Consider the following 15,935-nt stretch of genomic DNA (forward strand, 5'->3'; position numbering starts at 1 on the left):
GACCCTCTGAAAATGTATGTGGCGTTCCGTATCTGGAACAGCTATCTGCTTGCCAGAGAACCCCGTGACCGTAACGCTGCCTGTGACCGCTTCATGGATAAAATGAGCAGCCTGACCGGGGTATTCCATAACGAAACCATGAGCTTTGACAGGGAGACAGGAAAACCGAAACAATTTCAAGCTGGCAGCCTTTATTTCAAAGGCGCACCGTCAGAAGATACCCGGCTTGACCTCTGGTTCCCGGACAACCGGCGCACAGAAGAATGTGTGTCTGCCTATGCGTCCCTCTACCCGTTGATTACCTATTATCTGAACAGGCTGAATGACTGGGGGCTTTGCTTCCGGCAGTGCAAGGTCTGCGGGAAATATTTTCTGGCAAAAAGCCAGCGGTATGAGCTGTGCAGCGATAAGTGCCGAAAAGCACAGGCGCTTCAAAACAAGCGGGGATTTGACGAGAGGGCAAGAGAAAATACCTATGACCTGCTTTATAAAAACGAATGCCAGAACTGGCGCAACAAAATAAACCGGGTAAAAAATACCGCAGGCTTTCCGGCTGACCGTCTGGAAAAAATACAGGCTGTCTTTTCCGACTTTAAGAAAGAAGCCTTACAGAGAAAAAAGGCTGTAAAAACAGGAACAGCCAGCCCGAAAGACTTTACGGACTGGCTGTATCAGCAGAGTAATGTAATTGTGGAACTGACTGAATACTAAATTTTTTCTCGTTGTGAGGTTTCTGTGACATTTTGTTGATACTATAAAAAGAAAAAGGATGTGATACTATGCGAATACTGGTTGTTGAAGATGACCAGCTTTTGAATAAGACATTAAGCTATAATCTGTCGGCTGTCGGATATTCCGTGGATGGGGCTATGTCAAAAGCTGTTGCCATAAGATTTCTTGAAAAACAGGATTATGATTTAATCGTTTTGGATGTCAATCTGCCGGATGGGAACGGGTTTGATATATGCCGCGAGGTAAAAGAACGCCGTCCCGATACCGCCGTGATTTTTCTAACCGCAAATGATATGGAAAGCGATATGCTGAAAGGATTTGAATTGGGCGCAGATGATTATGTAACAAAGCCCTTTCCTATCAGCGTGTTCCAAAAGAAAGTATCTGCTTTACTGAACCGCATTTCAGCACAATCCGGCGGAGATTTCTACGATGACGGGAATTTGTATATCAATTTTTCCGAATTATCAGCGTGTCTTGCAGGACAGCCGATTACCCTTACATCATTGGAATATCGTTTACTAAAAGTGCTGACAAGAAATTCTCAAACTGTCCTGACCCGGCAGGTATTGCTTGAAAAGCTGTGGGATATAGATGAAAATTATGTGGATGAACACGCACTTACCACAACGATCAGCCGCATCCGCAGTAAAATTGAAACGAACCAGCATTCCTACATCAAAACCGTTTACGGTATGGGCTATATGTGGATTGGAGGAGCGCAAAAATGATTTCAAAAAAACTCTCCTTAAATAAAGTCTGCATAATACTGGCAACTACCATTTTACTTTTATCCGTGGTCATGTTTTCGGTTCTATATATCCTGACAAAAGAAATGTCTGTGGTATTTTGTAGCATGGCGTTTTGTCTGCTTTTTCTACTTTGTGTTACTGCTTTTGTGATACTGATACGGCGAAAGCTGACTTTGTTTTCTGAAATACTTTGCTGCACCCTAGACGAAATGATGAATGGAAAAATAGATATATCACAGGTTGCCGAAGAAGAAAACCTATTTTATAAAATCAATCATCGGCTGGTGCGCCTTTATGAGGTTATGCAGGAAAGCAAAAACAGCGTTGCCCGTGAACGAGCTGACTTACAGGAATTGATTTCCGATATTTCTCATCAGGTAAAGACACCGATAGCAAACTTAAAAATGGTAAATGCCACCTTATTAGAACAAGAAGTGCCATCGGATAAACAGCGGGAATTTCTGCTTGCCAGTGGCACACAGCTTGATAAACTGGATTTCTTAATGCAGGCTATGATAAAAACATCCCGGCTTGAAACGGGTGTTATCTCACTTGAAAAGAAACAGCAGCCCATTTATGATACTCTTGCTATGGCTCTGGGTGGTATCTTTCTGAACGCTGAAAGGAAGCACATACAAGTTGAAGTAAACTGCCCAGAAACATTGATTGTTTCGCATGACCGCAAATGGACGGCAGAAGCCCTATTTAACATATTGGATAATGCAGTTAAGTACACGCCGGAGTACGGTTCTATCCGTGTTTGCGTTGAAAGCTGGGAAATGCACCTGAAAGTCAGCGTCACTGATACCGGCAAAGGTATTCCCGAAAACCAACAGGGAGCAATTTTTAGGCGCTTTTATCGGGAAGAAAATGTCCACGATATAGAGGGAATCGGCATTGGGCTGTATCTCGCAAGGGAAATTATTAGCTTGCAGAACGGTTATATACAAGTAACTTCTCAAGTAGGAACAGGCTCAACATTCTCCGTTTTTCTTCCCCATGAATAACCTGTTTTTTTGAAATGTCACAGGATTGTGACATTTCAGGGCAATTTATTATGTCGGCTGTGACATTTCTGTGAGGATTGCCCTTTATAATGAAGCCATCACAAGAAAGGATGGTGTTCTCTATGAGCATTTTAGAAACAAAAAACTTGAAAAAATACTATGGCACCGAGCCGAATATCACAAAAGCTCTGGATGGTGTAACTCTCACTGTCGAACAGGGAGAATTCGTTGCCATTGTGGGAACTTCCGGCAGCGGCAAATCCACATTGCTCAATATGATGGGGGGCTTGGATGTTCCCACTTCCGGTAATGTAAAGGTCAAAGGAAAAGATTTGTCAGGGCTGAACGATGAACAGCTTACGATTTTCCGCAGACGCAATATCGGTTTTATTTTCCAGAACTATAACCTTGTTCCCGTTCTCAATGTATATGAAAACATTGTTTTGCCCGTAGAATTGGATGGCGATACAGTAGATAAAAATTTCATGGACGAAGTTGTGCAAATGCTGGCACTCGGCGATAAGCTGCAAAATATGCCGAACAACTTATCCGGCGGTCAGCAACAGCGTGTAGCGATTGCTCGCGCCCTTGTCTCAAAGCCTGCCATTATATTAGCCGATGAACCAACGGGCAATCTTGACAGTAAAACAAGCAACGATGTATTGGGACTGTTGAAAGTAACAAGCCAGAAATTTCATCAAACGATTGTGATGATTACCCACAATAGCGAGATCGCCCAGCTTGCAGACCGTATTGTCCGCATTGAGGACGGGAAAATTGTAGAATAAGGGGGCAAAACTATGAATGATATTTTATTTGGAAATAGCAATCGCCCTGTTATCAAAAAATTATCCAACCGTTATTTCAAAGCAGGAAAGAGTAGAAATATCATTGCAATTATTGCAATCGCTCTAACTACTATACTCTTTACAACCATTTTTACATTAGGCTCTGGTTTGATAGATACCGTTCACGACCAAAATATCAGAAAACAAGGTGGCGACGGTCAAGCGGTTTTGAATTATATAAGCGATGAGGTTTTTGATAATATAAAAGGCAATGAGATGATTGAACAGATTGCCTATACAAAGGCAGTGTCTTATCATATCAATAATCCCGGACTGGAAAAATGGCGTGCTGATATGTGGTTTATGGACGATACTGCTTTGAAGTTTGCACGGTATGAGCCAACAACGGGACACCGTCCTGAAGCAGAGAATGAAATTATGGCTGATACCAAAACGCTGGACGCACTTGGTATTCCTGCTGAAATCGGAGCAACCGTAACTTTGGACTATCAAATTAAAGGAATTTCATATTCAAAGAATTTTGTACTATGCGGATTTTGGGAAACAGACAGCCTAAGTAATATTGGACGACTTATTGTTTCTAAAGCCTTTGTTGACAATAATTCTGAACTTTTAACATACACCTACCCCGAAGATAATGACTATTCCGGCGTAGTCGCCGCTTATGTTATGTTTCATGGAAACGGAGCTATCGAATCAAAATTACATCAGCTTCTTGCTGAAACGGGCTATACTTGTGATACTATGGGCGGAAGTCCATCGGATGACAATTATGTGATCGCTCGTGTTAGTCCTGCATATCAAGGCAGTAACTTTTTAGAAAATCCAGCTTTATTGATTTCGGGGATTGTTGGCATACTTTTAATTATGATAACAGGGTATTTGATTATATATAATATTTTCCAAATCTCTGTCATTCAAGATATTCAATCCTACGGACAGCTTAAAACTTTAGGCACAACAAAACGACAAATAAAGAAACTTATCAGCAAACAGGCTATGTTACTTTCCTTTATCGGTATTCCATTCGGCTTACTAATTGGTTTCTTTGTTGGACGAGCATTAGTACCATTTTTAATGAACGGCACAGTTTATGCTTCGGACGCAGGAGTAAAAGTAACTGCCAATCCAATTATTTTTATCGGAGCTGCCTTATTTGCACTTGTTACAGTGATTATTAGTGTAAATAAGCCTGCCAAAATAGCGGGTTCAGTATCGCCTATTGAAGCAATCCGCTATACTGAAAATGACACAGCAGCATTTCAAGGCAAAAAGGCGTCTGATAAAAAGTCTATACATGGAGCCAAAATTCATCGAATGGCATTATCAAATCTTGGTCGGAACAAGAAACGTACAATTTTGGTTATTATTTCTATGACTTTGAGTTTGGTATTGTTTAATACGGTATTTACACTTGCAAGCGGCTTTGATGTGGAAAAATATGTAGAAAAATTTGTAAACAAGGATTTCATCATTTCTACTGCGGATTACTTCAATTTTAAGTTTGGGAATAGCGACAGCAAAAATGACCTTTCCACTTCTTTTATTGAAGCAGTTAAGCAAAATCCGGCATTTGATGAGGGTGGCGAGTTATATACCACAAAGATTTTGGAAGAAACATTTTCTGTCGAGAATGGAGTTACCTCAAATTACAACAAAGACGCTGAGGGAAATCCTTTGGTTCAATTATATGGAGCAGATGATTTTTTACTGAACTCAATGGATGTTATAGAGGGAACGATTGATTGGGAAGCATTAAAATCCGGGAATTATGTACTGTATGCTCTGACCGCAGATGACAATGGAAACATTATTGATGACCCTAATATTCATGTTGGAGATACACTTCACTTTAATCATGTGCAAATGGACGGACTTTCCAGTAGTATAGATAATAGTTTTGACTGCAAGGTTATGGCAAAGGTGCTAATCAATGAAAACACCGATACGATAAGAAGTACCGGATTTGCAAAATTTTATATGCCGACAGAGGTTTTCTTACCTCTTTGCGATCAACCTCATTTGGTGAGTTTCCCATTCAATGCAGTTGACGGTATGGAAGCTGATATGGAGGAATTTTTAAGCAGCTATGTTGAGGATATTGAGCCGAGTATGAATTACGACTCTAAACAAACATATATCAATTCCTTTAATGATTTAACTTCTCTGATTATTACCATAGGGGGAGCGTTAAGCATTATCATTGGCTTAATAGGGGTTACAAATTTTGTAAACTCTGTTCTTACCAGTATTATTACACGCAGAAAAGAACTTGCTATGCTTCAAAGTATTGGTATGACAGGAAAGCAGCTAAAGAAAATGCTATCATTTGAGGGCTTATACTATGCTGCGGGAACAGTTGTTGCGTCAATCGTATTTGGTTCTCTGGTATCGGTTATCATTGTAAGAGCAATTTCAAATAGCATTTGGTTTTTCACTTATAAATTTGTTATTTTCCCTATGTTTGTTATCTATCCATTTTTGATTGCGCTAACGGTTATTATTCCGGCAATCATATATCGAAAGATCGCAAAAACAAGTATAATAGAACGACTGCATCAAAACTAAATAATATAGAAAAGCTGGAAGCAAAATCAAGTCTGCTTCCAGCTTTTTTGTATTTGCTATTGTATGTGGTTGACTAAGGAATATTGTTTAAGCGTGAGTTTGTGATATTGGGTGTGGTATCTTTAACTATGGGAAACTCCATTCTCCCACCGGGATACCGCTTTGTTGGTCACCCCTAACATCCTTCCCAGTTCACTCTGGGTATAATTTTTGCGCTGTCTGGCTTCCCGGATCAGATTGCCCGTTTTCTTTTTATCCATACTAATCCCTATACCTTTCTGTACTCTGCAAACTCTCAGGTGCTTTAGCACCTTTGCTTTAGCATCTTTGCTTTAGCACCGTATGCCGGCCTATCTGTACCCTTATGGTAACAATCCTTTGGAAAATGCGCAATCCATTGTAACGAGACTGCCTGTTTTCTGTGATTTTTGCGCAAAAAATTCCCCTCGGCGAGGGGGGAGTGTACCGAGGGGGATAGAGAGAAAAGTATTTTTGAAAGAGGCGGGTTCCTTTTTCAGTTATTATAATAGCGTAATTTATTTATATTTACTGCTGTTTTTATTGCTTGTTTGTGTTGAAAATACTGTTTTTTTGTGGTATTCTGACTGTATCAATGAAAGTAGATTTAAAAAGCGAAGGAGCAGCTATGGATATCACAACCAAAAAAGGCCGACGCGGCAGAAAGGATATTGACCGTATCATCGTGGAAAAAGGCCGCAGAGGCGATTTTTCTCCGCTGCAGCCCGATCATTATCACAGCTTTTATGAAATATTCTATCTCTGGTCCGGCAGCTGCCGTTTCCTGTTAAAAGATACTGTCTATCAGATGGAAGCCGGAGATCTGGTCTTCATTGCCCCGGGGGAACTGCATCACTCTCTGTATTCTGCCGGAGAGGTCTGCGAGATCGTAATGATCTATTTCAAAGAAGAATATCTGCATTTATCGGACCGGTCTGCCGACAGCCTCACTTCCATATCCGGGCAGGGGCTACAGCTGCATTCTTTCATGGGCAGCGTTCCTACGGTATACCAGGAATATCTGCACTCTCTGCTGACCCGTATGCTCACCGAGAATTCCCGCTTCGACCAATACTCCGAACATTTTGAGCGTTGCTATCTGGAAGAGCTTCTGCTCCTGCTGATGCGGCATTCCGTCATGAATGAGAAGGAGCCGGATCTACTGAACTCCCGGGATGCGGACATCCTGCTTGCCACAAAATACATTTATAATAATTTCCGCAAGCCACTGACACTGGAAGATGTCTCCTACGTGGCTTCCTTAAGCCCCACCTATTTCAGCAAGAAATTCAAACTGATCACCGGCATGGGGTTCAAGGAATATTTAAATTACGTACGGCTCAAGCACGCCCAGACGGCGCTTCTTACCACCAACAGCTCCATCACGGATATTGCTCTGGAATACGGCTTCAACGACAGCAATTATTTTAAGGACCTGTTCAAAAAAGTATACGGAAAATCTCCTCGGGAATATCGGAAAAATCCGGATTGACGCCAGATCTACCGTGCGTCTTCCTCAAGGAATCTTCTCCAGAAGTCCTCTTCCTCTGCATGCGGAACTTCTTCCCCCTCTGCGAAGCTCTGTAAATAATTTAACACCTTCTGGTACTGGGAAGGATCCGTAAATTCCATACGCCACAGATCCTCTCCTTCCTGTCCTTCGGTGAATTTCTTACACCAGATGCCATCTTCGCTAAAGCAGGTGATATACCAGGTCTTAGGGTCACTGCCCTCTTCTGTGGTTTTCACACTCTGGGCCAGGATACTATCCACCTCATCCGGCTCTTCTGCTGTCTCCGACATACCTGTCAGTTTCTCTTCCAGCCGTTCTACCTTTTCCTTTTCGATTTTTTCCTCCAGTGCCGCCCGGGTGGCATCCTGCACACTGTCGAATTTCTCTAAGAAATGATCCCACTCCTTGATCGTAAATTCTTGATTGCCGATCTGGAACTTGGTATCCGTGTCTCCGTTCTGAAGCTTGTCGTAGATCTCCTGCATCTTCTCTTTGATCTGTGCCATGAGACTTAAATCCTCTTTTCCCGGCTCTCCGGCCGTCCCGGAAGGATCCGTTCCCGCTGCCTTGTCCGTGTCGGCGGTCTCCGATGCTTCCTCACTGTTATCCACATCATCGCCGTTCTCCATGTCATCCAGTTCTTTCTTCATCTGCTGGATCTTGTTATCCTTTGCCAGCGCCTCCAGGATCCGTTTCACATCCTCCGGCCTGAACATGCCGATGGCCTTGGACAGGGCATCAATGTTGTCCCGGTTCACCAGCAGGCTTCCGCCGCCGGACAACGGAATATTAATGCAATCCTCTTTATTGGTGGTATCCCCCAGTGTCAGGCGGTTGTGCTCATAATCACAGACGAAGGTCACCCCGTTGTATTCAATGACGCCGTCCTCAGCCATTTCTCCATAGGGCACCTTGTCCTTTCCCTCGATATGGCGGGCCAGCTGTACGCCGCGGGTCACCGGAGTCTTCACGGTGTTGTCTTCTTTTGCCAATTCCTCAATGCTCTCCGCGAAACGGGATTCTGCTGTCTCCGTCGCACTTCCCTGCGCACTCTGTACATCCCCTGCATTTACTCGCTTCTGTGCCTCATACACAAATGTCCTTCCGTAGCCGATTCCTGTTATTGCCATAGTACTCTCCCTCTCTGAGCAGTGATTGCTGCCCTGTCGCAATGCCCGTCAAATCTTCATGCAGGCATGCGATGTTCTCGCTTCACGCAAAAACGGATGGTCGCCTCACATGAGGCAGCCATCCGTAGCTATTTATCCATCCATGGTGTATGTATTTTCCTATATAAATAGTATCGACACAGCCCGGGGGAAACTTTATAGTACAAAACTCTTGTTTTTTGCATATTGCCACTTTATAATAACAGTAGTAATACCTAAAGTCAGCTTTAGATAATTTTATGCAGGGAGACGAAATCCTCTCCTCGACATGAAGCTCGGATTTTTGCTTCGCAAAAACAAGGAGGATTATATACGTACAGTATCGGACAAGTTTCCGCAATGACAAATTTACCGATTTCCTCTTTAAGATATTATGATAAAGAGGGCTTTTTCCCGAATCTGGAGAAGCAGTCCGGGATCCGCCGGTTCAGTAAGGCGGAATTGGACTCCATCCGCATGAATTCGAAATACAAAGCTAAAAATGCGAGCCATTACTTTTCGTAATCGCTCGCATTTCCTGTTTTCGTCACACTGACGGTTCGCCTTACAGTTTTCCGCCGTATACAGGGAAGCCGCTGTTGGCGCCGTAGCTTTCGATATGCTTGATTTTCCACGTTAGAGACATTTCTTACGGGATGATTTTATCATAATACCTAAAGCTAACTTTAGGTCAATAGGGGTTTTGAGAAAAATTTTCTCTTGCGGCATCTTTTCCTATATGTTATACTGGGAAAAAATCAGAAACGAAATACAGATCAGGTAACTATGTCAGCGTGGACATCTTCGGGTGTCTGCGCTTTTTCTTTTACCTGAAAACAAAGGAGGAGAATGTATATGGTAGAGCTCATAGCCAATGTGAACAATGCCATCAATGGTTTCGTATGGGGTGTTCCCATGTTGGTGCTGTTGGTGGGCACCGGTATCCTGATGACGATCCTGACGAAATTTTTCCAGTTGTCCCACATCGGACACTGGTTCAAAAATACAGTAGGCGGCATCTTTCACGACCAACACGTAACAAAGCACACGGATGCTGATGATCAGTCCATCTCCCAGTTCCAGTCGCTGTGCACCGCACTGGCTGCCACCATCGGTACCGGTAATATCGTCGGCGTGGCAAGTGCTCTGGTAGCCGGTGGTCCCGGCGCCATCTTCTGGATGTGGATTGTAGCTTTCTTCGGCATGATGACCAACTACTCAGAAAATGTACTGGGCATCTATTACCGCCGCAAGAACTTCAAAGGGGAATGGAGCGGAGGTGCCATGTACTATCTGAAGGACGGTCTCGGCTCCTATAAGGGCTGCAAACAGATCGGTGCCGTACTGGCTGTGCTGTTCTCTGCTTTCTGCCTGCTGGCTTCCTTCGGTATCGGCAACATGAGTCAGGTCAATTCCATTGCAGCCAACATGACTTCCGCCTTCTCCATTCCCGCTACGGTAACCGGCATCGTACTGGTGATCATCGGTGCACTGGTCATTGTCGGTGGGTTAAAGCGCATCGCTGCCGTCACCGAGAAGCTGGTTCCCTTTATGGCCATCGCTTATGTCATCGGTGCACTGGTGATCTTCTTTGCAAATATCGGTCACGTGGGTGCCGTATTTACCGCTATTTTCAAAGGAGCATTCGGTCTGCGCGCCGTGGGCGGCGGTATCGTAGGTTCCGGTGTGAAGCTGGCTCTGACCTGGGGCATGAAGCGCGGCGTGTTCTCCAACGAAGCCGGCCTTGGTTCCTCCGTTATGGTACATTCCAGTTCCAATGTAAAAGAACCCGTGCGTCAGGGTATGTGGGGCATCTTCGAGGTATTCGCTGACACTATGGTCGTATGTACACTGACGGCTTTCGCAGTTCTGTCCTCCGGCCTGATCGATCTGGACACCGGTGCCGTATTGGTGGATGTGTCCGGTTCCGCTCTGGTAGGTCAGGCTTTTGCTACCGTATTCGGCAGCTTCGGCCCTGCCTTCATCGCCATTGCGATCCTGCTGTTTGCATTCTCTACCGTACTGGGCTGGAGCCACTACGGATCCAAGGCCTGTGAATATTTATTCGGTACGAAATCCACCATTGTCTACAAGGTAGTGTTCGTACTGATGATCTTCATCGGCTGCACCATGAACCTTGGTCTGGCCTGGGATCTGTCCGACACCTTCAACGGATTGATGGCGATTCCCAACCTGATCGGTGTCATAGCCCTGTCTCCCGTAGTAATGAAGATCACGAAAAATTACGTGGCACGTATCATTAAAAAAGAAGACGTAAAGCCCATGTTATCTGTCTTCCCAGAGATTCAGGAAGAACAGGAAAAGGCCATGTAATTTAACTTAGAATCATACTTCTTCTCTGGTAATATTCTTCGCCCATTTACCCTCTCGGTAATGCTTAATGACCCAGGGCCACTTGACAAATTCATCGGTACATAACAGGAAATAGACCCACAGTACCGGAAGTTTCAGTACAAATGCGGCGAAGAATCCCAGAGGGATCGCATAACACCACATATCGATCGTATCGCAGATCAGTCCGAACTTCGTATCTCCGCCGGCACGGAATACTCCGGCGATCAGCGCCGTATTCACGGCAGCGCCCATAATATAATAAGTATTAATGAGCAGCATATATTTCAGATAATGCATGGCAGTGTCATTCAATGTAGCAAACCGTAACACAAAGGGTGTAATTGCCAGTACGATCAGGCCGCCTATAGCTCCGGCGATTACCGTCATCTTCAACATCCGGGAAGCGTAACTCTTTGACTTCTCCAGATCGCCTTGTCCCATAATATTTCCCAGCAATATGCTACCTGCACTGGCAATGGCAAAACAGAACACCGTACCGATATTGCGCACTACGACGACCAGTGAATTAGCAGCCACCGCATCTGTTCCCAGATGCCCCAGGATCACGGAATACATGGAAAACGCCACACTCCAGGACACATCATTGCAAAGTGCTGGCAGAGACAGACGCATGAAATCTTGTGTCAGCACCTTACTGTGAACAAACAGGTACTTCGGATGCAGTTTTACATTTTTGCTCAAGGAAGATACAATGACGCATGCCACCAGTTCCACCAGTCGGGACAGGGCTGTGGCAATGGCGACACCGGTAGCTCCCAGCTTTGGCATGCCGAACAGTCCGAAGATAAATGTGGCATTCAGAATGACATTCAATACGAAAGCCAGCATATTCAACGCCATACTGACCGTCACACGACCTACGCTTCGCAAAATGGCTAGATATACTTCCGTGATGCCCCAGCACAGGTATGTGATGCCCATGATCCGCAGATAAGAGGCGCCGATAGTGATCAGCTCCTGATCAGGAGTAAAGAGAAGCATCATCTTCTGAGGGAGGAAAAATGCAATCAGCGCAACTATACCTGAAATTGCCATAGAGAAACGAAGTGTGATTCCTTCTACAGTATGAATTGCTTCCAGGTTCCCCTTTCCATAATATTGGGCGCACAAGAGAGTGGCTCCCGTCCCCAGTCCGTAATATACCATAAACAGGACATTCGAAAAATTTGACGCCAGGGATACTGCGGATATTGCGGACTGTCCCACATAGTTTAGCATAATAACATCCGCGGAATTCACTGCTGCACTGAGCAGATTCTGTATAATGATCGGGATGGTCAGTTTGAACATCTGTCTGTAAAAATCGTCTTTTTTCATTGCTGTTATCTGCATGGTATTCCTCTGTGTTCCTCTCCATTGGATAATTTTCTGCCGTTGGATTGTATTATATGTCGTTCGCAGGAATTACGCAATATGCTAAAAGCGATCCGCCTGTAAACAAGCGGACCGCTCCTTTTAAAAAGGCTGTTTGATTATAATGTCCAGCCGGCAGCCTCCATCTGAGTGGCTTTCATATGCCGGTAAATGCCGTCTTTTGCTTCCAGTTCGGCAGGCGTTCCCTGCTCTGCCACCACGCCATCCTTCAATACAACAATCTTGTCTGCGTCCGCCACGGTACGCATGCGGTGCGCAATGATCATAACGGTCTTATTGCGGATCAGCCTGGAAAGGGATTCCTGAATCAGTGTCTCGTTATCTACATCCAGAGAAGCGGTTGCCTCATCCATGAGGATGATGGGAGCATCCTTTAAAAAGGCTCTGGCAATGGAGATCCGCTGTCTCTCACCGCCGGACAGTTCCGAACCGTTCTCACCGATCATGGTCTGCCAGCCGTTCGGAAGTTTCTCCGCGAACTCATCGCAATGCGCCAGTTTTGCCGCAGCCAGCACTTCTTCATCCGTAGCATTCTGCCTGCCGATACGGATATTTTCCATCACCGTATTATTGAACAGTGTCACATCCTGGAATACGATAGCGTACAGAGACATCAGTGTCTCCGGATCGATGGTGGAGATGTCCATGCCACCCACGGTGATCTTACCTTTATGGATATCCCAGAACCGGGAAGCCAGTCTGGACACGGTGGTCTTACCGCCGCCGGAAGGTCCGATCAATGCGGTCACTTCGCCTTGTTTTGCCGTGAAAGTGACATCGCGAAGTACGGTATCCTGACTGTCATAGGAGAATCCCACATGGGAAAATTCGATGTCATACCCCTTAGGATCCATGGTGCTGGCACCGGTCTGGATCTCATGGGACAGGATCTCGTCGAGACGGTCACACTGCACACTGGTACTGATAATAGCTGCCAGATTCTGCAGTGCCACCTGCAGGGGATCATACATTCTGGATACCAACAGGAGGAATACGAAGAAGGTCAGGATGTCGATCTCTCCCTTTACTAACAACACACCGCCGGTCAATGCCACGGTGGCGATGCCAAGCTTTAAGATCATCTGGGCACCGCCTACAAAGACTGCCGTACCAAGCTCCGTCACCAGTGCATGTTTTTCCACGGCACGGATCTTGCCCTCTAAGCCTTCCATGTACTCAGCCTGGGCATTGTTGGCCCGAAGGTCACGTACGGTCTCCAGGCATTCCTGAATGCCGTCAGCACAGTCCATTTTTAATTTCATCTGCTTCTTACTTAAGCTCTTCTGTACCCTGCCGGAACATCCCACAATGAGGAAAGACACAGGCAGTACCCACAGTGCTGCGATTGCCATTCTCCAGTTCATGAAAAAGGTACCCACAGCGATCAGTGTGGTGGAGATACAGGAACCAACCAGTTCCGGAATGAAATGGGAGGATGCAGTCTCCATGGTGGCACAGTCCGCCATAATGGTACTTGTCAGATCGGACAGATCTTTTTTTCCGAAGAAGGATAACGGGATCTTACGCAGCTGCTCTGCCAGAGCAATTCTGCGCACACCGCTCTCCACATAAGTTGCCAGGAACGTGGCACGATACTGCACCAACGTTGTCAGCGCGATCAGAAGAAGACAGAGTACGCAGCCCACAATGTAGAAAACACCTCTGCCTGCCATGGTGCCCTGTAAATAATCTCTTACCAGAAAATACAGCATCCATACCGGGAACATCAACACCAGATCGGAACATGTTACGGATACAAATGCCTTTATCATATCCTTCGCACCTTTTTCGGAAAGCGCGTATTTATGCTGCAATTTTGCCTGTAAGCTACTCATTCTATTTCTCCCCCTTTCCTACTTTCCAGCTGACGGATTTATTGTACTCTTCCCACATATGGGCATACAGTCCGTTTTGTCCCAGCAATATTTCATGGTTTCCCTGTTCCACAATTCCGCCATCCTTCAACACACAGATGCGGTCGGCATCCACAACCGAGGACAATCTGTGTGCGATCATGATCACGGTCTTGCCTGCGGAAAGCTTCGTAAATGCCTGCCGTACCTTCGCCTCATTATCCGGATCAGCAAAAGCGGTAGCTTCATCCAGGATCAGGATCGGTGCATTTTTTAACATCGCTCTCGCAACGGACAGGCGCTGTGCCTCACCTCCGGATACATAAGTACCCTGGCTTCCGATGACGGTATCCACACCGTCCGGCAGCTTTGCAATAATGTCCTCACACTGGGCATTTTTCAGAGCTTCCATGACTTCTTCTCTGGTGGCATCCTTTTTGCCCATGCGGACATTATCGTAAATGGACATCTTAAGCAATTTGCTGTCCTGAAATACGAAGGACACCATATTCATCAACTGTGCGGAAGGAATATCCTTCACATCCACGCCGCCGATGCATACCTTACCTTCTGTGGTATCATAGAAACGGGCAATGAGACTTGCCAGCGTGGTCTTACCGCCGCCGGAGGGACCGACAAATGCCACATGCTCTCCTTCTTTGATATCGAGATTGATCTGATGCAGAGCATCTCTTCCCGCATTTTCATAGCGGAAGGATACATTTTGTAACGCAATGGAATGATCCTTGATGTTCTGCTCTTTTTCTGCTTCCGGCAGAGGATTACGGCTTAAGATACCATCAGTTCTTTTCAGAGCATCCTCCACGATCATCTGATTCTCTCCGCCGTACATGATCTTGCCTAATGTAACGGTCAGTACCGGAGTGATAATGATGTAGAACAGAAGGTTGATCAGCACCTCAGGATCCCCGCCTGCTCCACCGAACCAATATGCGGCACCGATCAGAACGGCGAAGATCGCATTGATCAGTGTGGTAAAGCCTACCATGGGCCACATCAGTTCTTTGGTATAAGCGATGGTCCATTTTTCATATTTTTTAATAGAGGTCTGGAAACGCTTGAAAGAAAATACCGACTGTCCGAAGGTCTTCACTACCGGAATACCGCGGACATATTCCACTGCTTCACTGGACATCTCCTCTAACGCATTCTGGTATTCTGTCATTTTATCTTTCATGCGCTGTCCGGTCATGGCACCCATAATGAGGAACGCAAGGACGACGGGCACGAGACTTAACAGCCCCAGTTTCCAGTCAAATGCCACCAGCAATACCAACAATCCCACAGGCGTTGCCATTGCCCCTGCCTTATCCGGCATCTGGTGTGCCAGATAAGTCTCGGTGGCTGCGGTGGATTCGTTGACGATCTTACGGATCTTACCGCTGCCCTCACTGTCCATGAATCCCATGGGCAGCGTCAGAATATGACGCATCAGTGTGCTTCGCATATTCGCCTGCACGTGAAAGGCTGCAATGTGGGAGCACAACAGTGCGCAGATATAAATGATCATGGAAAGCAGTGCAAATCCCACGGCACTCCATCCAAGCCCCGACAGATTCTGCGCCTTGCTGTAATCCGGCGCTGCCAGTACAACCTCCTGCATGATCCGCCAGATATCATAAAACGGCAGTAATGCAATCAGTGCACTGACCGCGGACAGAATCCATGACGCAATGGTCAGGTACTTGTAGTTGCCCGCATGAGCGAACAGCTTCTGCATAGAGCTTTCTTTTTTCATGTGATCTTTCCCTCTTTCCCTTTGAT

Annotated in this window: 13 protein-coding genes; 8 read left to right on the forward strand and 5 right to left on the reverse strand. The window is 45.6% G+C overall.

Translation table 11 applies throughout. The features are described from left to right. The 5 genes from DW835_RS06185 to DW835_RS06205 form a co-directional block, all read left to right on the forward strand. A partial coding sequence (locus DW835_RS06185; protein ID WP_243037073.1) for a DUF6076 domain-containing protein occupies positions 1–711 on the forward strand: 711 nt, incomplete at its 5' end. Between the two features lie 68 nt (positions 712–779). Then, positions 780–1,463, forward strand: coding sequence for a response regulator transcription factor (locus tag DW835_RS06190; protein WP_117440179.1), 684 nt, complete (start codon positions 780–782; stop codon positions 1,461–1,463). Next, positions 1,460–2,491, forward strand: coding sequence for a HAMP domain-containing sensor histidine kinase (locus tag DW835_RS06195; RefSeq protein ID WP_118730856.1), 1,032 nt, complete (start codon positions 1,460–1,462; stop codon positions 2,489–2,491). Before DW835_RS06190 ends, DW835_RS06195 begins: the two co-directional genes overlap by 4 nt. Before the next feature lie 122 nt (positions 2,492–2,613). Next, positions 2,614–3,279 (forward strand): ABC transporter ATP-binding protein, encoded by a 666-nt coding sequence (locus tag DW835_RS06200; protein WP_054356775.1) that lies wholly within the window; start codon positions 2,614–2,616, stop codon positions 3,277–3,279. A gap of 12 nt (positions 3,280–3,291) precedes the next feature. Further along, a complete protein-coding gene (locus DW835_RS06205; RefSeq protein WP_054356776.1) occupies positions 3,292–5,868 on the forward strand; it encodes an ABC transporter permease in 2,577 nt (858 codons plus the stop codon). 122 nt (positions 5,869–5,990) lie between these two features. Here DW835_RS06205 and DW835_RS06210 read toward each other — a convergent pair whose 3' ends face one another. Then, positions 5,991–6,128 carry a helix-turn-helix transcriptional regulator gene (locus DW835_RS06210; protein WP_118730857.1) on the reverse strand — a complete coding sequence of 46 codons (138 nt, stop codon included), beginning with the start codon at positions 6,126–6,128 and terminating at the stop codon, positions 5,991–5,993. A gap of 353 nt (positions 6,129–6,481) precedes the next feature. Between DW835_RS06210 and DW835_RS06215 the strand changes: the two genes are divergently transcribed. Next, positions 6,482–7,378 carry an AraC family transcriptional regulator gene (locus DW835_RS06215; RefSeq protein ID WP_118537792.1) on the forward strand — a complete coding sequence of 299 codons (897 nt, stop codon included), beginning with the start codon at positions 6,482–6,484 and terminating at the stop codon, positions 7,376–7,378. Positions 7,379–7,386: 8 nt separating this feature from the next. Here the strand turns inward: DW835_RS06215 and DW835_RS06220 are convergent, their stop codons facing one another. After that, positions 7,387–8,529, reverse strand: a complete 1,143-nt coding sequence (locus DW835_RS06220) for a hypothetical protein (protein WP_118537793.1) — start codon at positions 8,527–8,529, stop codon at positions 7,387–7,389. Between the two features lie 360 nt (positions 8,530–8,889). Here DW835_RS06220 and DW835_RS06225 point away from each other — a divergent pair, with 360 nt between their 5' ends. Then, on the forward strand, positions 8,890–9,072 hold the full coding sequence (locus tag DW835_RS06225) for a MerR family DNA-binding transcriptional regulator (RefSeq protein WP_334303217.1): 183 nt from the start codon (positions 8,890–8,892) through the stop codon (positions 9,070–9,072). Between the two features lie 330 nt (positions 9,073–9,402). After that, the gene (locus DW835_RS06230; protein WP_118730858.1) at positions 9,403–10,881 is read left to right on the forward strand and encodes an alanine/glycine:cation symporter family protein; all 1,479 of its coding nucleotides are present in this window, start codon (positions 9,403–9,405) and stop codon (positions 10,879–10,881) included. A gap of 12 nt (positions 10,882–10,893) precedes the next feature. Here DW835_RS06230 and DW835_RS06235 read toward each other — a convergent pair whose 3' ends face one another. The 3 genes from DW835_RS06235 to DW835_RS06245 all read right to left on the reverse strand — a co-directional run bounded on the left by DW835_RS06235 (position 10,894) and on the right by DW835_RS06245 (position 15,909). Then, on the reverse strand, positions 10,894–12,255 hold the full coding sequence (locus DW835_RS06235; RefSeq protein ID WP_118730859.1) for an MATE family efflux transporter: 1,362 nt from the start codon (positions 12,253–12,255) through the stop codon (positions 10,894–10,896). 140 nt (positions 12,256–12,395) lie between these two features. After that, the gene (locus tag DW835_RS06240; protein WP_118730860.1) at positions 12,396–14,132 is read right to left on the reverse strand and encodes an ABC transporter ATP-binding protein; all 1,737 of its coding nucleotides are present in this window, start codon (positions 14,130–14,132) and stop codon (positions 12,396–12,398) included. Position 14,133: 1 nt separating this feature from the next. Next, positions 14,134–15,909 carry an ABC transporter ATP-binding protein gene (locus DW835_RS06245; RefSeq protein ID WP_118730861.1) on the reverse strand — a complete coding sequence of 592 codons (1,776 nt, stop codon included), beginning with the start codon at positions 15,907–15,909 and terminating at the stop codon, positions 14,134–14,136. Positions 15,910–15,935: the final 26 nt, after the last annotated feature.

The sequence above is a fragment of the Clostridium sp. AM34-9AC genome (genome assembly GCF_003480225.1).
Classification (GTDB): Bacteria; Bacillota; Clostridia; order Lachnospirales; family Lachnospiraceae; genus Acetatifactor; species Acetatifactor acetigignens.